Origin of the sequence: Streptococcus mitis, assembly GCF_047462815.1 — a bacterium.
In the GTDB taxonomy this organism is placed as follows: Bacteria; Bacillota; Bacilli; order Lactobacillales; family Streptococcaceae; genus Streptococcus; species Streptococcus mitis_DO.
Map to the genome: position 1 here is coordinate 42,552 of NZ_JASHFB010000012.1, position 20,639 is coordinate 63,190.

19 protein-coding genes and 1 other RNA gene are annotated in these 20,639 nt (G+C 39.9%); 2 read left to right on the forward strand and 18 right to left on the reverse strand.

Annotated elements, in window-relative coordinates; all coding sequences use genetic code 11:
* Window positions 1-59 precede the first annotated feature (59 nt).
* From fni to QM865_RS07520, 12 genes are all read right to left on the reverse strand, one after another.
* Complete coding sequence (gene fni, locus QM865_RS07465; RefSeq protein ID WP_414306361.1) at window positions 60-1,070, reverse strand: type 2 isopentenyl-diphosphate Delta-isomerase; 1,011 nt, start codon at window positions 1,068-1,070, stop codon at window positions 60-62.
* Window positions 1,054-2,061, reverse strand: coding sequence for a phosphomevalonate kinase (locus QM865_RS07470; RefSeq protein WP_261105690.1), 1,008 nt, complete (start codon window positions 2,059-2,061; stop codon window positions 1,054-1,056). The genes fni and QM865_RS07470 overlap by 17 nt, the downstream gene beginning before the upstream one ends.
* The gene (gene mvaD, locus QM865_RS07475; RefSeq protein WP_261105691.1) at window positions 2,048-3,001 is read right to left on the reverse strand and encodes a diphosphomevalonate decarboxylase; all 954 of its coding nucleotides are present in this window, start codon (window positions 2,999-3,001) and stop codon (window positions 2,048-2,050) included. Before mvaD ends, QM865_RS07470 begins: the two co-directional genes overlap by 14 nt.
* Window positions 2,983-3,861 (reverse strand): mevalonate kinase, encoded by an 879-nt coding sequence (mvk, locus tag QM865_RS07480; protein ID WP_261105692.1) that lies wholly within the window; start codon window positions 3,859-3,861, stop codon window positions 2,983-2,985. The genes mvaD and mvk overlap by 19 nt, the downstream gene beginning before the upstream one ends.
* A 122-nt stretch (window positions 3,862-3,983) precedes the next feature.
* Window positions 3,984-4,985 (reverse strand): choline-binding protein CbpJ, encoded by a 1,002-nt coding sequence (cbpJ, locus tag QM865_RS07485; RefSeq protein WP_414306362.1) that lies wholly within the window; start codon window positions 4,983-4,985, stop codon window positions 3,984-3,986.
* A gap of 99 nt (window positions 4,986-5,084) precedes the next feature.
* Window positions 5,085-5,774 carry a response regulator transcription factor gene (locus QM865_RS07490; protein ID WP_414306363.1) on the reverse strand — a complete coding sequence of 230 codons (690 nt, stop codon included), beginning with the start codon at window positions 5,772-5,774 and terminating at the stop codon, window positions 5,085-5,087.
* An 11-nt stretch (window positions 5,775-5,785) separates the two neighbouring features.
* Window positions 5,786-7,210 (reverse strand): NADP-dependent phosphogluconate dehydrogenase, encoded by a 1,425-nt coding sequence (gene gndA / locus QM865_RS07495; RefSeq protein ID WP_000158778.1) that lies wholly within the window; start codon window positions 7,208-7,210, stop codon window positions 5,786-5,788.
* A gap of 75 nt (window positions 7,211-7,285) precedes the next feature.
* Window positions 7,286-8,656, reverse strand: coding sequence for a cell division site-positioning protein MapZ (gene mapZ / locus QM865_RS07500; protein ID WP_261443298.1), 1,371 nt, complete (start codon window positions 8,654-8,656; stop codon window positions 7,286-7,288).
* 12 nt (window positions 8,657-8,668) lie between these two features.
* Window positions 8,669-9,826 (reverse strand): THUMP domain-containing class I SAM-dependent RNA methyltransferase, encoded by a 1,158-nt coding sequence (locus QM865_RS07505; RefSeq protein ID WP_261443297.1) that lies wholly within the window; start codon window positions 9,824-9,826, stop codon window positions 8,669-8,671.
* Window positions 9,827-9,910: 84 nt separating this feature from the next.
* Window positions 9,911-10,291, reverse strand: an RNA gene (gene rnpB, locus QM865_RS07510) — RNase P RNA component class B.
* Between the two features lie 20 nt (window positions 10,292-10,311).
* Window positions 10,312-10,641, reverse strand: coding sequence for a cell division regulator GpsB (gpsB, locus tag QM865_RS07515; protein ID WP_261013363.1), 330 nt, complete (start codon window positions 10,639-10,641; stop codon window positions 10,312-10,314).
* Between the two features lie 69 nt (window positions 10,642-10,710).
* Entirely contained in the window at window positions 10,711-11,238 is a 528-nt protein-coding gene (locus QM865_RS07520; protein ID WP_261059396.1) for a DUF1273 domain-containing protein, read from the reverse strand.
* A 66-nt stretch (window positions 11,239-11,304) separates the two neighbouring features.
* On the opposite strand from QM865_RS07520, the gene recU reads away from it, so the two are divergent.
* Entirely contained in the window at window positions 11,305-11,904 is a 600-nt protein-coding gene (gene recU, locus QM865_RS07525; protein ID WP_261022472.1) for a Holliday junction resolvase RecU, read from the forward strand.
* On the forward strand, window positions 11,897-14,062 hold the full coding sequence (gene pbp1a, locus QM865_RS07530) for a penicillin-binding protein PBP1A (RefSeq protein WP_261059400.1): 2,166 nt from the start codon (window positions 11,897-11,899) through the stop codon (window positions 14,060-14,062). Before recU ends, pbp1a begins: the two co-directional genes overlap by 8 nt.
* A gap of 204 nt (window positions 14,063-14,266) precedes the next feature.
* On the opposite strand, the gene QM865_RS07535 is transcribed toward pbp1a, so the two are convergent.
* The 6 genes from QM865_RS07535 to rfbB form a co-directional block, all read right to left on the reverse strand.
* A complete protein-coding gene (locus QM865_RS07535) occupies window positions 14,267-16,246 on the reverse strand; it encodes a peptide ABC transporter substrate-binding protein (protein WP_414306364.1) in 1,980 nt (659 codons plus the stop codon).
* 199 nt (window positions 16,247-16,445) lie between these two features.
* The gene (glf, locus tag QM865_RS07540) at window positions 16,446-17,549 is read right to left on the reverse strand and encodes a UDP-galactopyranose mutase (RefSeq protein ID WP_414306365.1); all 1,104 of its coding nucleotides are present in this window, start codon (window positions 17,547-17,549) and stop codon (window positions 16,446-16,448) included.
* Window positions 17,550-17,624: 75 nt separating this feature from the next.
* Window positions 17,625-18,263 (reverse strand): DUF1919 domain-containing protein, encoded by a 639-nt coding sequence (locus QM865_RS07545; protein ID WP_033680690.1) that lies wholly within the window; start codon window positions 18,261-18,263, stop codon window positions 17,625-17,627.
* Between the two features lie 91 nt (window positions 18,264-18,354).
* The gene (locus QM865_RS07550; protein WP_033680691.1) at window positions 18,355-18,570 is read right to left on the reverse strand and encodes a hypothetical protein; all 216 of its coding nucleotides are present in this window, start codon (window positions 18,568-18,570) and stop codon (window positions 18,355-18,357) included.
* A 101-nt stretch (window positions 18,571-18,671) separates the two neighbouring features.
* Window positions 18,672-19,523, reverse strand: coding sequence for a dTDP-4-dehydrorhamnose reductase (gene rfbD / locus QM865_RS07555; protein ID WP_101776526.1), 852 nt, complete (start codon window positions 19,521-19,523; stop codon window positions 18,672-18,674).
* Window positions 19,524-19,588: 65 nt separating this feature from the next.
* A complete protein-coding gene (gene rfbB / locus QM865_RS07560) occupies window positions 19,589-20,638 on the reverse strand; it encodes a dTDP-glucose 4,6-dehydratase (protein ID WP_101776527.1) in 1,050 nt (349 codons plus the stop codon).
* Window position 20,639: the final 1 nt, after the last annotated feature.

The following is a 20,639-nucleotide window of genomic DNA, read 5'->3' on the forward strand; positions in this document are numbered from 1 at the left end:
TTTATTTTATCACAATTCAAAAAAGTCACCTCGGTCTGAAGATGGAAAAAAGGCGATGGTTACGCCTTTTTCATCTGATCATTTGCTTCTTTTAATTTTCCATAAAGAATGTAATCTACGCTTTGCAAATCTGCTATGGTAGCACAATTAAGAGCACACATAATTAAGCGTAGATCTTCTTTCCAACCTTGGACAATGCCAATCACTTCTTCAACTGAATAGGTTTCAACCAATTCCAGAACGGTTCGTGACAATCCTACAGCCTTAGCACCAAAGACCAAGCACTTAATCATATCCAGCGGATTCCGAACGCCACCACTGACCAAGAGTTCAACCTTGTCTTTCCAGTCTTGGGCATTGAGAAGGGCTTGCATGGTAGACTGGCCCCATTGATTGAGATAATCACGCTGACCACTGCGACGGTTTTCGATATAGGCAAAGCTGGTGCCACCACGACCCGACAGGTCAAAGGTTCGAACGCCCAATTCATAGGCTCTCTCGATGGTCTTGGCATCCATCCCAAAGCCCACTTCCTTTAGGACAATCGGAACAGGGATTTGCTTGCTATAGTCTGCTAGATTCGATTGCCAGCTTCTGAACTTCCTTTCTCCCTCTGGCATGAGTAATTCCTGCATGACATTGACATGCACCTGCAAGAGAACAGGATTCATCTCTTCTACAGTCTGAAGTCCTAACTCGACAGACTTGTCCAATCCAATATTGGTTCCAAGAAGGAGATTTGGATGACTAGACTTGACAGAAAAAGAGGCATCTGATGGATCTTTGAGAGCCGCACTATAAGAGCCTGTCACAAACAAAATCTCACAGTCTTCTGCCACCTGAGCCAGTTTTTGATTGATTTCTTTACCTTTTTCGCTTCCACCCGTCATAGCATTGATATAAAAAGGAAAGTCCCACTTTCGACCAGCAAATTCTGTCGACAGATTGATTTCATCCAGATCGTAAAGAGGCAAGGAAGAATGAATCAACTCCACCTCATCAAAGCTATTATAGGAACTTTTCTGCTCAAGGGCATAGCGGATGTGCTCATCCTTACGATTTGTCGTCATGTCCTATCCTTTCTTGGTATAAGAGCTCAATCCCCAGATCGGCCCAACGGTTTTTTAGGGTTTCAGTTGATTGCTCATCAAAACTCAAGGCAATACCACAATCACCACCACCAGCGCCACTACTCTTAGCAACAGCTTGCAAATCTTGACTAGCTTCTTTCAACTGTCTAAGCGAAGGCGTGTAAATATCTGTGCTCAAGCCTTCTAAAAGCTGGCTGGCTACTTCTACTTGCTCGATAATTTTTTCTGCTTTCCCCTGCTCCAAGGCTTCTACTAAAGCAACCACCGTTTCTTTTGAGGAGCTTAAAAAATTCTGATTGATATTGTGCTTGATTTGATGGACCATGTGACTCGATACAGCCACTTCCTTGGTCCATCCCACTAGGAAATCACATTCTAAAGTTGGTTCCACTTGCGAAATTGAAAAGCCCCAATCACGCTCTAAAACAGTCGCCAAATTTTCTTCTTTCAACCAAGTTGCTACCTGCTGGCGATCAAATGACTGGTAGAGAACCAAATCCTCTGCCACAATACAGGCAAGGTCCCCCATAGAACCATTGTCTCCGCGCTTGAGCAAGACAGCGCTAGCCAGCTTGAACAAGAGCTCCTGATCAACCGAAAGCTTATACAGAGCTAGCAGAGCCTTGACAACCAAGACAACGACGCTGCCACTAGAGCCTAAACCAAACTTTTTCCCTTCTCGTTCCATTTTTCCACGAATTTCTAGAGAAAAAGGTCGCAAGGTTTGCCCATGATAAACGAGGAAATCTTCCACTAAAGCAATCGTTTCTTGAATCAAGCTGTAGTCAGGATTTGATGTCAAGTCCACTGCGAAATCAAACATATCCGAATAGATACGATAACTATCTGAAAAAGCAATCTCGCCCTTCATATAGATGGGAATGGCCTTTATCAAGGCCAACTGCCCTGGTTCTAGAATAGCATATTCGCCTGCCCAATAGAGTTTCCCGCAAGTTTTAACAGCAATCATCTTGGCTCAAATCCTTTGTTTTTGACACAATCAAACGATAACGCTGACCGAAGATTTCTGATAAATGCTCCAAGTCTTTCTCTTGACATAGGACCTTGACATTGGGACCAGCATCCATGGTAAAGTAGCAGGCTTCCCCTTGCTCACGAAGCTGGTGAACAAAGTCCATGGCTTCATAAGAGGCATCCGTCAGATAAGAAAAGGCTGGTGATGCTGTTTTGGTCGTAGCGTGCATAGCCAGGGCATTTTCCTCCGTTAATTCCCCAACCTTGGCAAAATCATTTTCTTTGAGGTAAACCAGCATATCCTGATAATCCTTCTCAGACTGACGCACCCAGTCATCAAAGGTCGTCGAGGTTTCCACACAAAGTTTCATCCCGTCACGGCTAGAGATTGGTTTTTTCTTATCCTCTAGCACCAACATAATCATAGCTAGTTTCAAGTCTGTCTCTACAGGGTAAATTTCCCCACTATCCTTATCCCAGGCACCTAGCGGTCCATAAAAACTCCGAGAGGAAGATCCTGAGGCAAACTTAGCCTCCTGTGCCAACTGGCTCCGAGTCAAACCAAGTTTGAAATAAGCATTGCAAGCCTTGACCAGGGCGGACAAACCACTAGAACTTGAGGACAAGCCCGCTGCGGTAGGCATATTGTTTTGAGTATCGATACGGACAAAGCCCTCACCCTCTGGACGGTAACGGTCAATAATCTTACTCATCTTAGCATGCTCCGCCTCATTTTGTAGCTGACCATTGATATAAAAGGCATCAGAAGTCGCATCCGTCGGTAAAGACGATAAGGTCGTCTCTGTGTACATATTTTCCAAAGTCAGAGAAATACTGCTAGTAGCAGGTACCATCTCTTTTTCTTTTTTCTTTCCCCAATATTTGATAATAGCAATATTTGCGTAGGAACGTACTGTTACATGCTCTCTATCCATGTCTGAACAGCTCCTTTCTCTTCTAATCTTTCTGCTAGTTCTTGTGCTTGTGTCAAATTGTCTGCCAAGGCTATGATACAGCCTCCAAGCCCACCACCGCTCATCTTAGCACCCAGAGCACCATGGTTAAGAGCTGTTTCAACCAGATGGTCTGCCTCAGGGCTACTGACCCCAATTTCTTTTAAATGTAAATGCGCTTGACTGAGGATTTGTCCCAATCCTTCAGCATCTTTTTGTGAAATCGCTTCTTCTGCCTGCTGGGTCAATTCCCCCAAGGCATGTAAAAACGGCAGGGCATCCTTCCCCTTGTTTTGAACCACTTGGATAGCTTCACGAGTATGGCCATAAACACCCGTATCGGCAATCACCAAATAGGCAGATAAATCCATATCAAGCTCTGTAAATCCTACATTCTTAATAAAGCGAATAGGCTGGTCACTGAGACAGGTCTTAGCATCCAAACCACTTGGATTCATATGGGCAATCATCTCAGCTCGATTGACCAAGATTTCTAGTACATCATGAGGCAGTTCTGCCTGATAATAGTCAAATACCGCACGAATGGCCGCTATACTGATAGCAGCTGACGAACCCATACCCCGTTTCTCAGGGATAGCCGAATCAATCTCACAGCGAATGCAGGCTTCTTTGATATTCAAATACTCCAGAGAAGCATAAACTGCCATGGACAAGGTATCCTCCTCATAGAGACGCCAAGGACTCGCTGCAGGAACTACCTTACAAGTCACCTCTACCTCCAAAAGGGGCAAGGAAATAGCAGGATAACCGTAAACGACCGCATGCTCCCCTATTAAAATAATCTTACTATGTGCCTGACCGACACCAACTTTTTTTGTCATTTTTTCCTTTTGCTAGACGAAAAAGCCGTCCCATTTTTTCATACAAGTATTTATTCTTTCCTATCTATTTTATTATATTTTCACAAAAAAAGCGATTGTTTCCTTCACAATCGCCTCTTTCATTATTGAACCCATTCGCCATTATAGTTGACAGAATAACCATCTACGGTCGTATTCACTGCCAAAGCACCTGAGCTATAAGCGTGGTACCATTTACTACCGACCTGGAACCAGCCTGTCTTCATATCTCCATTACTTGCATTTAGGTAGTACCAAGTTGAACCATCCTTATACCAGCCAGTGGCCATTGCTCCTGATGAACGGAGATAGTACCACTTGTTACCAAGGTATTGCCAGCCCGTTTTCATATCACCATTTAACTGGTCTAAATAATACCAAGTTGAGCCTTCCTGATACCAGCCAGTTGTCATAGCACCTGATGAACGGAGGTAGTACCACTTATTGCCAATTTGCTTCCAACCAGTTTGCATGATACCAGTTTCTGGATCTAGATAGTACCAAGCTGAACCATCATTTATCCAACCTGCACGTCTTTCACCACCAATATAGTTTTCTCCATTAATTTCCGTCTTAGCTAGATAATACCAATTAGACTGGTCATAAAGCCAACCTGTCTCTAAAGAATGATTTTGATTAAAGTAATAGTTCGTGTAAAAACTCTTCTCTTCTTTATCTTCCGGATTTGTACGTTTTTCCCCATACTTTCTTCCAACACTGTCTTTAGTTTTAACCTCTAATGCTTTCCAACCAACAAACTCTTGTAGCACTCCATTTTTGTCAAAGTAATACCATTCTGGCATTGGGGAACCTTCTAATCTTATACCATTAGGGTAAGGACCAATTGTATATCCTTTAACTGGCATTGGAATGTACTGCCAACCAACAACCATTTCGCCATTATAATCAAAATAATAGGTCTTGCCATCAATCACTCGCCAGTCCGTTTCTTTGATGTCACCCTTCTTGTAGTAGGTTCTACCATTTTCTTGGACAAATTGCCAGCCTTCTGAATCAGAATCATCCGCCAATACTGCACTTGTTGCTAGCAAACCGAAGAAAAAGACTGCTAATACGATTTGCAGCAATTTTTTTATTATTTTCATTAGACGTATCCTCCATAACTGATTATAGCAAAGACCAAACTGCATGTCAATATATAGAAAACCCCTCAAAAAAGCAGTTACAAAACTGCAACTGCTTTTCTATTCTTGCATGGTGTAACCAACACCACGAACTGTTTTAATGTAGCTTTTTTGACCTTTTACATCAAGCTTGCTACGTAGATAACGGATATAGACATCCACGATATTAGTTTCGGTCGCACTTTCATACTTCCAGACACTTTCCAACAACTGCTCACGAGTCAGGACTTTCTTGCTTCCCATAAGAGTAGCCAAAAGATCATACTCACGACGCGTCAGAGCAATCATCTCTTCGCCACGATAAACAGTATGATGTTCTACATCCATACGCAGATTTCGGTAAGACGTTGGAACCTTCATCTGACTACAGTGTTGGTCGATAAAGTCCCGACCTCGGAAAATCGCTGAAATACGAGCTACCAGATTCTCAATAATAACTGGCTTATAGATGTAAGAAACGGCAAAGCGTTGGATTGCCTCAAGCTGATCTTGCAATTCTTCTCGATGGTCCAAGACCATGATGACTGAAGCTGGCTTAGTCCGACTCAGCTTATCTGCAAAATCCTGGGCTGTCATATCCCCCAGTTGAGCATTCAATAAAATCAAGTCATAGTCTGTCTGAAGGGCCATGGAGAGGGCTTTTTGCCCCTCCTCAACCTGATCAACTCGGTATTGCTCTTTTTGGAGTTCCAAACTTAAAAAGTGAGCTAGATTTCGTTCTTTCTCAAGTAATAAAATCCGTTTCCCCATGGCAGACCTACTTATTTTTCGTCATACCAAGAGTAGTGGAATGTTCCTTCTTTGTCTTTACGTTGGTAAGTGTGGGCACCAAAGTAGTCACGTTGCGCTTGGATCAAGTTAGCTGGAAGGTCAGCTGAACGGTAGCTATCAAAATAAGTAATAGCTGCTGAGAATGTTGGTACTGGTACACCAGCTTGAACTGCAAGAGCTACGATATCACGCACTGCTTGTTGGTACTTAGCAGTAACATCCAAGAAGTACTCATCCAAAAGAAGGTTCGCAAGGTCTGCATCACGATTGTAAGCATCTGTAATCTTTTGCAAGAAACGAGAACGGATGATACAGCCATCACGCCAGATAGATGCGATGTCTGCAAATGGCAAGTTCCAGTTGTTTTCTTTAGAAGCTACACGCAATTGAGCAAAACCTTGTGCGTATGAAATAATTTTTGAGAAGTAAAGAGCTTGACGGATTTTTTCAATCAACTCAGCCTTGTCTCCTTCAAATTTGAAGGCAGCTGGTTTTGGAAGAACCTTGCTAGCATGTACACGCTCTTCTTTGTAAGTTGAAATGTAACGTGCAAATACTGACTCGGTAATCAGTGACAATGGTACACCAAGGTCAAGAGATGATTGGCTAGTCCATTTACCAGTTCCCTTGTTACCTGCAGCATCAAGGATGTAGTCTACGATTGGTCCATCTTGACCTTCATCGTCTTTACGGCTCAAGATGTCAGCTGTGATTTCAATCAAGTAGCTGTCCAATTCACCCTTGTTCCACTCAGTAAAGATTTCAGCCATATCTTCTGCAGAAAGGCCTAGCAAGTGTTGCATCAAGTCATAGCTTTCTGCGATCAATTGCATATCACCATACTCGATACCGTTGTGAACCATTTTCACATAGTGACCAGCTCCATCAGGACCGATGTAAGTCACACATGGTTTGCCATCTTCTGGTGCTTTAGCTGAGATTTCTTCAAGAACATCCGCAACCAATTCGTAGGCTTCTTTTTGTCCACCAGGCATGATAGAAGGACCTTCAAGAGCTCCTTTTTCACCACCAGAAACCCCTGTACCGATAAAGTTGATGCCTGAGTTTGCCAATTCTTCATTACGACGGATGGTATCTTTGTAGAAAGTATTTCCTCCGTCAATCAAGATATCACCCTTGTCAAGGTGTGGAAGAAGGGCTTGGATAGTAGCATCTGTACCAGGTCCAGCTTGAACCATCAACATGATACGACGAGGTTTTTCGATTGAGTTTACAAAACTTTCAACGTCATAGCTTGGTACAAAGTTCTTTTCAGGATGGCAAGCAATTACATCTTCAGTTTTTTCTTTACTACGGTTGTAAATAGCAACTGTGTAACCACGAGATTCAATATTTAGGGCAAGGTTACGGCCCATTACGGCCATACCTACGACACCAAAGTTAGCTTTTGTCATATGACACTCCTCTTGTTTAATTTGTTTTATTTTATCATTTTTACTTTTGAAAAGAAAGAATTTTGTAACGACTGCTTAATAGTCCAAGGCATCCGCATGTCCAGAACCATTTCCAACAAAGTATCCTGTCTTACAGTTAAGGGTAAAGAGATAGGTTCCATCTGGCTTATAGAGATTGTAATAACCATTGCCATTAACGATATTGACACGTTCGAGGATATATTGGTTGCCAGTTATGTAACCACGTGAACGTGAAGTCGCGAGAATTTGTTCCAAGACACCATCAGCAAAATCCCAGGCAGAGTTATTACTATCATCCACAGCCGATTGATTGAACGGCACACGGCTTGAAGCTCTTTGTAGGTTAACTCCAGAACTTGATAGACCGCCATGACTATCATCACGCGCAGAAACTGAATTGTTTGATGAGGCGCTTGAAGATGGACTGGTGTTACTTGTACTACTCTCTGTAGAAGAATTTGAACTTGCTTGACTAGAACTGCTGGTTTGACTTGAGCTAGAAGTGCTTGTCTTTTGACTCTTACCAAGGCTAATAGCCTTATCTAACACTTTGTCAATCTCCGTATTCCCGGTTTTGATATCTGTAAATTTAGCATCCGATTTGGCTTTGGCATTGGTATCCAGAACACCATCCACAATAGCTGGTTTTTCAAATTGTGCATTGACTTCTTGGATGGCCTTGATTTGCGTTTCTAAGCTGTCATATTTCGATTTAGCAAGCGTATATTCGCGACTACCTTCTAGCTTATCAAGTAAAGTCTTCAGTTGACTCAGTTTATCAAATTGGCTATTCTTCAAAGCTGTTTTATTGCTATCTGTATAGAAGGCATCGTATAAATTATTAAATTCTTCCGCTTCCGCCTGCGAGTTTGTGGTTGATTGAGAAGTTTGGATTTCCTTGGTCGAACGAGCCACTTGACTATAAACATAATAACCAGTTCCAATAATAATAATTCCTAGGGCAGCTAACAAGCCATAAAGAATCTGTTTCTTAACACTTTGCCCATCTTCACTATCCACCATTGGATACTCTGTTTCGACTGCCTCCTCAGTGTCAAATTCCTCATCAAAAGGAGTTTCTGTCACTTGTGTAGATTCTAAGTCATCAAACTGGATGAAATCATTCTCTACTATCGTAGGCTCAACAGCTGTCTCTTCCCGAATCTCTTGGATAAGATCATCCAAACTCTGCGTTTCGACTAAGTCCTCCTTTTTGTATTGGCGAGTCGCAAACTTATCCGCCTCAATTTCATCTTTGTGTTGCTTAACATACTTATCTAAAATGGAGTCCTCAGGCAAGACCCCTGCTTCTACTTCTTCATTTTTACGAATAGCTTGACCAACTGTTAACTCTTTTGCTTCATCAAAATCAAATCGCGGTTCTTGTCCTTCATTTTTATGACGATCCCGTCTTTTCTTAGTCATGAATTTACCTTCCTACTTCACTTCTTGGCGTTTGACACGCTGCCCAAAATATTGATACAAATCAACTTTTAAGGTTCCATTGTACAACTTACGTTTCTTGTCCGCCTGGCTACCGTACTTGGTCTCAAAGGCTTCATCACTAGTTAGAATAAATTTGCTCCACGTTTTCAGCGGTGCAAATACTTGCCCCATCTCAGCATAAAGCTTGGTAACCCCTGCATCATCTGACAAGCGTTCTCCATAAGGCGGATTGGAGATAATCACACCATTGATTTTATCTGAACGTAAATCCTGCACGCGCATCTGCTTAAAGGTAATATCTCCTGCAACACCAGCTGCCTGAGCATTAGCCTTAGCAATTTCCACCATACGAGCATCGATATCACAGCCCATAATATCCAACTCAAGTTCACGATCCACTTTTTGGGCCGCTTCTGTGCGCACTTCTTGAATCAAACGATCGCTAACCCAGTTCCATTCCTCAAAGGCAAAAGAACGACGAAGTCCTGGTGCCATCTTTCGAGCAATCATGACAGCCTCGATACAGAAAGTCCCTGAACCACAGGTCGGATCAATTAAAGGCTTGTCTGGATACCAGTTAGATAGTTGTAAAATGGCTGCTGCCATATTTTCCTTGATAGGAGCGCCACCCTTTTCGGTACGATAACCACGTTTAAAGAGGCTAGATCCTGTCGTATCAATCATGACAGTTGCCACATCCTTTAGAATAGAAACCTCAATCTTAAACTCTGGGCCATTCTCCATCAGTGGAACACCTTCTGGACGGGCATAGTGTTTCTGCAATTTCTTAACAACAGCTTTCTTAGAAATAGCCTGAACACTCGGTTCATTATGTAGTTTAGATTTAACACATTTGGCTTTTGAAATCGGGAATCGAGCTCCAAGTGGTAAATAATTTTCCCAATCTAAGGCGAATACTCCTTGGAACAGCTCTTCAAAAGTCTTGGCAGGAAAGGTTCCTACGATAATTTTGATACGATCTGCTGCTCGAAGCCAAAGGTTAGTTTCGATAATAGCTCTCACGTCTCCTTGAAAACGAACACGTCCATTTTCAACTTGGCAGTCATAACCCAACTCTCGCACTTCTCTTCCCACTACAGCTTCCAGACCAGCTGCCACAGTTGCAATTAAATTAAATTCTTTTTTCATGTTACAGTCTTGCAAGACCTTTCTATTGTACACTTTAAAAAATGAGGTTGAGAAAATTTTCTCAGCCTCAACCTATATGCAATTTTCTATAAGCCATGTTTTGTTCCAGAAGTGACTAGGACCACTTCCTTCGATAATCATCTGTCTACCACTAGCAGCTCTAGCTGATAGCAGTCAGAGTACTACGTTCGTTTCCGTGCACTCCATGCCCCGACCAAAATTTGGGTTGCTAGCTTGAGGGGTTTACCGCGTTCCACTCTCTCCGTTTCCAGAAAGACTCCGTCACTGTGGCACTTTCAAGCCTACTCTGACCTATCCAAAGACTTAGCCATTTCAACTGCCGTAACGATTTCTCGTCCCTAGGCTTATGGTTTCGCCTAGCACAAACACTACAGGCATCACAGCCTGTGCTAGCATGGACTTTCCTCATGAGAAGAAATTCTCCTCACGCGATTATCCAAAAATTGCACATCTCAAATAACTACTTAGAAATCTGAGTTATCTAAAATTTGTTTACCAAACACTTCTTTTTCAAGACGATTCAAGCGTTTCAAAATATCAAAATTCGTCATAGAACTTGTAGTTGCTGCTTCAATAGGCTCTGCTTGAACTGGTGAAGGTTTCGGTTTACGAGCTAGTTCTTCCTTCAAATCCGCAATTTCCTGACGAAGTGACTTGACCAAGGCAGCATAGGTTTCATAATCCTTAATGACATCGTCTAAAAACTCATCAACTTCTACCTTGCTATACCCACGGACTTCACGTCCAAACTCTTGTTCAAAAATATCTTTCGCTGAAAAAATAATACTTGCCATGTCTCTCTCCATTCTCACTTGCTAGTATTATTATATAAAAAAAGGCAAACAAAAATCAAGGTCAAAGCTTCAATTTTCGGAAAAATTTTCAGCAAGTTCATTTAGCTGATCAAATGTTAATCTCTTTATAAAGTAGTCCTCTTGATTTTTCATCTTTTGGTAAAAATAAGCTAGTTTCGTTTCATTTTCTTCATCATAAAAAAGATAGGAACTGTTCGTGTTTTCCAGTAAAAACTGCTGGTAATCTCTTAACTGCCCCTTGTGTTCATAACGAGGATAGGCATATTTGACAAATTCTACCTGCTTAAAGCGACTCAGTTTCATCTGATTGCCTTCATTCCAATTTTCCCCATGGGTTTCAAAAGCAAAAATGGTGGCCAACTGGAAACCGTATTCGGTCTTCATTTCCTGAGCAACCTCTAAAACCCAATATTCAAAGCCCAAAGTCCCGGTAAATACAAGCCAAGTCACCCCATCTTCTGCCATAGCTTCTAAATCCCTACGTATCGCTTTTTTAATCAATTTAAGACGAGGATCCTTGTCCGAAAACAAACCCAAATCAAAAGCAGAATAGCCTAAAACCAAAGCTGTAGTCATTTTTAACCCTTTCTGTGTAAATTTATGATATAATAGAGTGATGTTATTGTACCAATAAGGAGAATTATGGTCAACTATCCTCATAAAATTTCATCACAAAAAAGACAAACATCTCTTTCTCAACCCAAAAATTTCGCAAATCGAGGAATGTCTTTTGAAAAGATGATTAATGCTACCAACGACTACTATTTGTCTCAGGGCTTAGCTGTTATACACAAGAAACCAACCCCTATTCAAATCGTACGAGTGGACTATCCACAACGAAGTCGTGCCAAGATTGTTGAAGCCTATTTTCGACAAGCTTCAACGACAGACTATTCTGGCGTTTATAAGGGATATTACATCGACTTTGAAGCCAAGGAAACAAAACAAAAACGTGCGATTCCGATGAAAAATTTCCATCCACATCAGATTCAGCATATGGAACAAGTCCTTGCCCAACAAGGAATCTGCTTTGTCCTTCTTCACTTTTCTTCTCAGCAAGAAACCTACTTATTGCCGGCATTCGATTTGATTCGCTTCTATCATCAAGATAAGGGGCAAAAATCAATGCCACTTGGATACATACGAGAATACGGTTACCAGATAAAACTAGGGGCATTTCCACAAATTCCCTATCTCGATGTTATCAAAGAACATTTACTAGGTGGTAAACAAGATGAATAAATACATTCTTATGCGAATATTAAAGTATATTGGAATCTTTTTCCTAACTCTCTTTATCGCATTATTTCTATTGGGCGGGGGTGTTTTCCTCTATTTTGTGAGCAAAGCTCCAGCCCTATCAGATAGTAAATTAGTTGCAACAACTTCTAGCAAGATTTATGACAATAATAACGAACTCATTGCCGATCTGGGCTCTGAACGCCGAGTAAACGCTCAAGCTAACGAAATTCCTACTGATTTAGTCAAAGCTATCGTGTCTATCGAAGACCATCGCTTCTTTGACCACAGAGGGGTAGATACGATTCGGATCATGGGGGCCTTCTTACGTAACTTACAAAGTAACTCTTTACAAGGAGGATCAACCCTAACCCAGCAGTTGATTAAGTTGACCTATTTCTCAACATCAACTTCGGATCAAAATATCTCCCGAAAAGCACAAGAGGCTTGGCTAGCTATCCAATTGGAACAAAAAGCTACCAAACAGGAAATTCTTACCTACTACATCAATAAGGTCTATATGTCAAATGGTAATTATGGAATGCAGACAGCAGCCCAAAATTACTATGGAAAAGATCTAAAGGATTTATCTTTACCTCAATTAGCTTTGCTAGCAGGTATGCCTCAGGCACCTAACCAATACGATCCTTACTCTCATCCGGAAGCAGCACTAGACCGTCGTAATTTAGTTCTTTCAGAAATGAGAGGGCAAGATTACATTAGTGCTGAGCAATATGAAAAAGCCGTCAACACACCTATCACTGATGGTTTACAAAGTCTTAAGTCGGCTGCTACTTATCCAGCATATATGGATAACTATCTAAAAGAGGTTATTGAACAAGTAGAGCACGAAACTGGATATAATCTTCTTACTACTGGGATGGAAGTCTACACAAATGTAGACAAGGGAATTCAACAACGACTTTGGGATATTTACAATACAGATGAGTATGTCTCTTATCCAGATAATGACCTTCAAGTAGCCTCAACTATCGTTGATACTTCCAATGGTAAAGTCATCGCCCAACTTGGAGCTCGTCACCAAGCAAGTAACGTTTCATTTGGTACCAACCAAGCTGTGGAAACCAACCGTGACTGGGGATCAACCATGAAACCAATCACTGATTATGCCCCAGCCTTAGAATACGGTGTATATGATTCAACTGCAACTACTGTCCACGATATTCCTTATAACTATCCTGGTACAAGTACTCCTGTTTACAACTGGGATCGAGCATATTTTGGTAATATTACTCTGCAATATGCCCTTCAACAATCTCGTAACGTACCTGCCGTTGAAACACTAAATAAGGTTGGTTTAGATAGAGCTAAAAACTTCCTAAATGGTTTAGGAATCGACTATCCTGTAATACACTATTCAAATGCTATTTCAAGTAATACAACTGAATCTAGTAAACAATACGGGGCAAGCAGTGAAAAAATGGCTGCAGCCTACGCTGCATTCGCAAATGGCGGTACTTATCACAAACCAATGTACATCAATAAAATCGTCTTTAGTGACGGTAGTGAAAAAGAATTTTCTGACGTTGGTACAAGAGCTATGAAAGAGTCTACTGCCTACATGATGACAGAAATGATGAAAACAGTTTTGACATCTGGAACAGGTTACAACGCCTATCTGCCTGGAATTCCTCAAGCAGGGAAAACAGGGACTTCTAACTATACAGATGAAGAAATCGAAAATCATATCAAGTCGAATCAACTTGTAGCACCAGATGAACTGTTTGTCGGTTATACTCGTAAGTATTCAATGGCCGTTTGGACAGGTTATAGCAACCGTCTCACTCCTATTCTAGGCGACGGTCTCACAGTTGCTGCTAGAGTCTATCGCGCTATGATGAGCTACCTTGCTCAAAATAACCATCCTGGAGACTGGACAATGCCTGAAGGACTATACCGAAGCGGCCAGTTCGTATTCCAAAATGGAGCCAGAAATACATTAAATACTCCTGACACACAACAAACACAATCAGAAGTAGAGAGTCCCTCTACAACATCTGAAAGTTCAAGCACTCAAGTAACACCTACTCCTGGTCAACCAGCAAATAATCCTACACCAACGAATCCTAATCAGGGACAGCCTGGCCAACAAATCCAACAACAACCACAGGCCCCTCAATTTCAACAACCACAACAGTAAATACGAAAAATCCTGAGAGTTAGAAATTCTCAGGATTTTTTTACTACAAGATAGCTAATACTCAACGAAAATCAAAGAGCAAACTAGGAAACTAGCCGCAGGTTGCTCAAAACAGTGTTTTGAGGTTGCAGATGGAAGCTGATGTGGTTTGAAGAGATTTTCGAAGAGTATAAAAGAGTCGGCTACAAACCAACTCCCTTACCTTTATTTAACATGTTTTGCAAGTTCTTCTTGCGCTTTTTTATTGGATTCTTCTTTTTCTTTCATCCATTTTTCTTGAGCTTTTTGATACTCATCAACTCTCACTGGTTTATCTTGTACATCAAGGTATTTATACAAAGTGGCTTCGGTCGTACCCTTGTTACCAGAGTATGCAAACGGAAGTGTAAATGGTACCATCTTAGACAACATTGGACGACCAGTTTTAGAAGTTGTTGGGATGATCAAAGCACTATCTGTCAACCAAGCTTGGGCAGCTGCATATTTTTCATAACGTTTTGAAATGTCTTTCACTTCTGCATCAGCTTCAACAACCATTTTTTCGTAGTCTTCCAAACCAACTTGTTTAGCTGCTGCATTATTTGTACCAGCATCAAATCCTAGATAAGTCTTTGTACTTTCCCCTACAGATGGTTTGAGAATATCAAGGTAGGTAGATGGGTCAATGTAGTCTGGTCCCCATCCAACGTTATCTGAGACATCCCAATCTTGTCCTGCAGCCGTTTCAGCAAAATATGTAATATTGTTTACTTCATCTTTTTGTAGTTGTTGGATATCAATAATGACATTATCAGTTCCTAAAGTTGCTTCCAAGGATTGTTTCATAGATTGGACGCGCTGAACTTTTGTAGTTGCTGTTTGGTCAACAGGCATATCTAGGTGAATTGGGAATTGGACTCCCTCAGCTTGTAGGGCTGATTTGGCTTTAGCAAATTCAGCCTTGGCTTTCTCTGGATTGTAAAGGCCATCCTGAGAATCTGCAAGATTGACATCCTTCCATTCATCCCCATAAGTGACCAATTTCTCTTTGACCATATCGCCAAAGTTTTTACCATCTGCTTGGACAAACGTTGGTGGAACAAAGAGATTACGTAATATTTTGCTTGCTCCAGTTTCTCCATTCAACTGAGAGGCATAGGCTGTACGGTCAAATCCAAAAGCAATAGCCTGACGGAAATCCTTGTTTAAGAGAGCTTTTTTAGTAGATGTCTTTTGTTCTTCGCTGGTCTTAGATGTGTATTTATAAGATTGGCGATCAATATTTGTACCAACTATATAAGTCGTAGAGTCTTGTTGGGTATAGACAATATTGTCCTTCATCTCTTTCTCAAGCTCTGTAAAACTTGCATTTGTTGGAAAGAGACGAGCTGCCGTAAAGCTTCCATCTTTAAAGTTTTCTGCTGGTTTGCTGGTATCTTGACCATCCCAGAATGACAATTTGACCTTATCAATATGTACATTGTCCTTATCCCAGTAGTTCGGATTTTTCACAAATTCAACAGAGGATTTGGTCACAAGAGATTTCAACAAATAAGGACCGTTATACAAGAGACTATTTGGATCCGTAGCTTTGGCAAAATCATCCCCTTTTGAGTTCAAAAACTCTTCATTGACTGGCGCAAGCACACCCATGGTTATTTTAGAATTCCAAAAACTTTCCGGTTTGTTCAACGTGTATTGAATCGTTTGATCGTCAAGGGCTTTAATCCCAACTTGAGAGAAATCTTTATTTTCCCCTTTAGCGTATGCGTCCAAACCTTTAATTGAATCTTGTACCAAGTAAAGGGCTTCTGATTTCTTATCTGTTGCATATTTAAGACCTGTCACAAAGTCCTGAGCCTTAACAGGAGCATACTCTTCTCCCTCAGATGTATACCACTTGGCATCCTGACGAATCTTATAAGTATAAGTCAAGCCATCCTTAGAAACCGACCAGTCTTCTGCCAATGAAGGAATAAGGTTTCCATACTTATCATTTTCAAGCAATCCGTCAATCACATTACTAGTAATATCAGATGTTGAAGCTTTGCCAGTTGTTAAATAATTAAGATTATCAGGATCTTTCTCGTATGTAAATGCAAAGGTCTGCTCACCTTTAGCGCCTGAGCCCCCAGAACAAGCAGCTAAAACACCCGCTGCTAATAAAGTCACTCCCGCAAGAGCCAATACTTTTCTTGTTTTCATAGTCTTCTCCTTCGTTTTTTTATTCATTATAGACTCTTTTTCAAGTCCTGTCAATACAATTTTCAGAATTTTTGAAAATTATTTTTTAAACAATAAGGTTGTAAAAATATGAATACTATCAAAAAACCTCGACTACACTAGGTAGTCAAGGAATGATCAATCATATTGCTAAATAGCTACTGTAAACAGTTTTAGTTGTTTAATCTAACTCATTTCTTACACACTGCAAGGCTGCTCCAATTACCTGGTGCATATCGTAATAACGATAGTGTCCTAAACGGCCACCAAAGATAACATTGCCTTGCTCATCAGCCAATTTTTTATATGATTTATACAAATGATTATTACGATCATTATTTACTGGATAATAAGGCTCATCACCTTTTTCCCATGTTTTAGAATGTTCTTTAGTAATAATAGTCTTTTCTTGGTTCCCAAACTCAAAATGTTTGTGTTCAATAATGCGAGTATATGGGGTATCAGCATCTGTATAGTTGACAACTGCATTTCCTTGGTAATTCTCCATATCCAAGGTCTCGTTTTCAAAACGAAGACTGCGGTACTCTAGTTCACCCAACTTATAGTCAAAGAATTCATCAATCATACCCGTAAAGACAATATTAGGGAAGTCCTTCATATATTGCTCTTTATTCGCGAAGAAATCAACATTTGTTTCTACATCAATATTTTCATGATCCAACATTTTTTCAACTATTTGAGTGTAACCACCAATTGGAATTCCCTGATAGGTGTCATTGAAATAGTTATTATCATAGGTCAGGCGTACTGGCAAACGGCGAATGATAAAGGCTGGAAGTTCTGTAGTTGGTTTGCCCCACTGTTTCTCTGTATAATCTTTGATTAATTTTTCGTAGATGTCTGTACCTACAAGAGAGATAGCCTGTTCTTCCAAATTTTCAGGAGTCTTGCCATTTAAAACTGCACGTTGCTCATCAATCTTAGCTTGTGCTTCTGCTGGAGTTACAACTCCCCAGAGTTTATTGAAAGTATTCATATTAAAAGGAAGGTTATAAATCTCACCCTTATAGTTTGCAACAGGAGAATTTGTGTAACGGTTAAACTCTGCAAACTGGTTTACATAATCCCAAATCTCCTTATCAGAAGTATGGAAGATATGAGCACCATACTGATGAACTTGAATTCCTTCCTCTTCACGAGTATAGATATTACCCGCGATATGATTTCGTTTTTCAATGACTTTTACTTTTTTTCCTTTTAAGGCTGCTTCATGGGCAAAGACTGCACCAAAGAGACCAGCACCAACAACAAGATAATCGTACATATACTCCTCGCCATTAAAATTCTTTTACTGATTATTTTTTAGGCCATTAGATAATATTTTATTTCAAAAATATCCTTATTTTCTATTTAATTGTATTATTCCTTCATTAAAGAATTTTATATAATCAAAAAGATCAATATCTCTTTTTCCTACTAGTTTATTTCTATATCCTAGTAGATTTTTCACTTGTATTTTACCATTAATTGTTTCATTAGTTTTTGGAATATGTATGGCAGATTTTATTTCTGGCATCTCCTTACTTACGAACACAACTTTATTTTTATAGGATAAATTATCAAATTCCAATATATCTTCATATGTACATCCATCCCGCTCTATCATGAAAATAAATAGATTGTCGAAGTTTACCCTTCTCTTTCTTTCATTCCATTTATCTTTCAATTCTGAAAAATTTCTATAATGTGATCCATGTATCTCTATATCATTACATAAAGCGATAGGATAACTACCTGCCCATTGTTTCTCCACTAGTGGTTGTTCAAAATAGAAAGGTAAATTCTTACAAAACTTAACAAATGAGCTGGGTTCTATAAACAAGTTTACTGTTGGAGACATAAACTTAAGGCCTAATTTATGACTTATTACACCTCCAAGACAGTTAGAGCTTATGATCGTAAAGTCAGAATTTTTTAAATCTAATCTTTTCTTCTTAATCATATTAAATTCTAATGCTTTTAAAAAATATTTTATCATACTATTCTTAACTCCATATAAATCTTATAAAACAAATAATATTATTTAATATTAACAAACAGTCAAAACTAATTTCATGTTATTCTTACCTCTACAGTAAATTAATATTTTTCTCATTCATATAATTTCTAAGTACTAATAAACCTTCATCATTATAATGCAATCCCTCACTTGTATATTCATATTTCAAATGATAATCTTCAGAAAATTCTTTGTTTATATCGATTAACCTTATTTTGTTCTCTCTTGTAAAGTCTTCTAACCATTCATTTAACTCTCTAACTATTTCGTTATCTACACTATGCATACCCGATTATTGTTAGAGTTAGTTCTATATTTCTTTTATCTGTTTCTAATAATAATTTTTTGTCATTCTCTTTTATTAGACTAGAAAAATCATTCTATTGCTTATCTTACTTCTTGTTTGTAAAATTCTTTCAAAGCATCTTGCCAGGTTGGAATGACAAATCCAGTAGCTTTAGCTTTAGTCAGGCTCATCGTTGAGTTTAGGGGACGTTTAGCTTTGGCAGGAAATTGACTGGAATCTACTGGCTTGATTTTTACATCCGTATCTTTCAAAATTTCAACCGCAAAGTCATACCAAGTTGTGTCTTCTGTCGCATCATTTGACAAATGATAATAACCAAATTCCTTGCGGTTTTCAGCTAGGTAGGTCATAAATTCAGCCAAGGTACGAGTCCAAGTCGGACGACCATGCTGATCATTTACAACTGTTAAAGTCTTATGAGTTTTCGCAAGATTTTGCATGGTAAAAACGAAGTTTTTGCCATAATTTCCAAATACCCAGGCAGTACGGATAATATAGAAATTAGACACATACTTCTCAACTAACTCTTCTCCCATACGCTTAGTACGACCATATTCTGTCTGTGGATCTGGTCGGTCATCAACTTCCCACTCTTGTCCAACTGGTTTCTTACCGTCAAAAACATAGTCGGTAGAAATATAAACTAGAGTTGCACCATGCTTTTCAGATGCTTTCGCAACATTTTCTGTACCAGTAACATTGATGGCAAAATCCAACTCTTTTCCTTCATCCTCTGCTGCATCAACAGCGGTGTAGGCTGCACAGTGGTAGACTAAAGTCGGTTTCACCTCTTCAAAAACTTTCTCAACCATCTCTGCATTGGTAATATCCATCTCAGCCACATCAACAGCAACGTATTCTTCATTACGCTCATCTAACAAATAACGAAGTTCCGTTCCTAATTGGCCATTTGCCCCTGTAATTAAAATCATCTCTATCCCTTTCTTATTTGCAACTCTTCCCAATATAGCAATAAAAAGCAGCGATTTCCTGCTTTTTATACTGTAATAATCTCCTGAGTCTTAGCATAATTGGCTTCAACAGCTTCTTTCTCTGCTTTCCACCATTCTTGGTTATCTGTATACCACTTGATTGTTTCCTTGAGCCCAGCTTCAAAGTTGGTAAATTCAGGTTTCCATCCCAACTCATCACGGAGCTTGCTTGCATCAATCGCATAGCGAAGGTCATGTCCTGCACGGTCAGTAACATGATCATAGGCATCCTCAGTTTGTCCCATTTCCTTAAGGATAAGTTCCAAAACTTCCTTGTTGTTTTTCTCGCCATCAGCCCCAATCAAGTAGGTTTCACCAATTTGCCCTTTTGTCAAGATTGTCCAAACACCTGAAGAATGGTCATTGGTATGAATCCAGTCACGAACATTCTTACCTTCACCGTAAAGTTTTGGCTTGATTCCACTTAGGATGTTAGTAATCTGACGTGGGATGAATTTTTCAATGTGTTGATAAGGACCGTAGTTATTTGAACAGTTAGAAATCGTTGCCTTGACACCAAACGATCGTACCCAGGCTTTGACAATCAAATCTGAAGCAGCCTTAGTTGATGAGTACGGAGAGCTTGGGTTGTATTTTGTTTCAGCAGTAAATTTCTCACCTGGTCCTTCACCATGACCTGGCAAATCCTCACGTAGAGGGAGATCCCCATAAACTTCATCTGTCGATACATGGTGGAAGCGAATATCATACTTACGAGCAGCTTCCAAAAGAGTATAGGTTCCGATGAAGTTGGTATGGATAAATGGTGATGGATCATTCAATGAATTGTCATTATGACTTTCCGCCGCATAATGAACGATAGCATCTGCTTTAACTGCCAACTTATCCACCAACTCCGCATTAGCAATGTCACCAACAACTAACTCAACACGATCACCTAAAATTTCCTCAATATTAGCACGATTTCCAGCATAAGTCAACTTGTCCAAGACTGTCACGTGAACTTCTGGAAAATTCTTGTAAACATAATGAACAAAGTTAGAACCGATAAAACCTGCTCCACCTGTCACGATAATTTTTCTGTATTCAGTCATA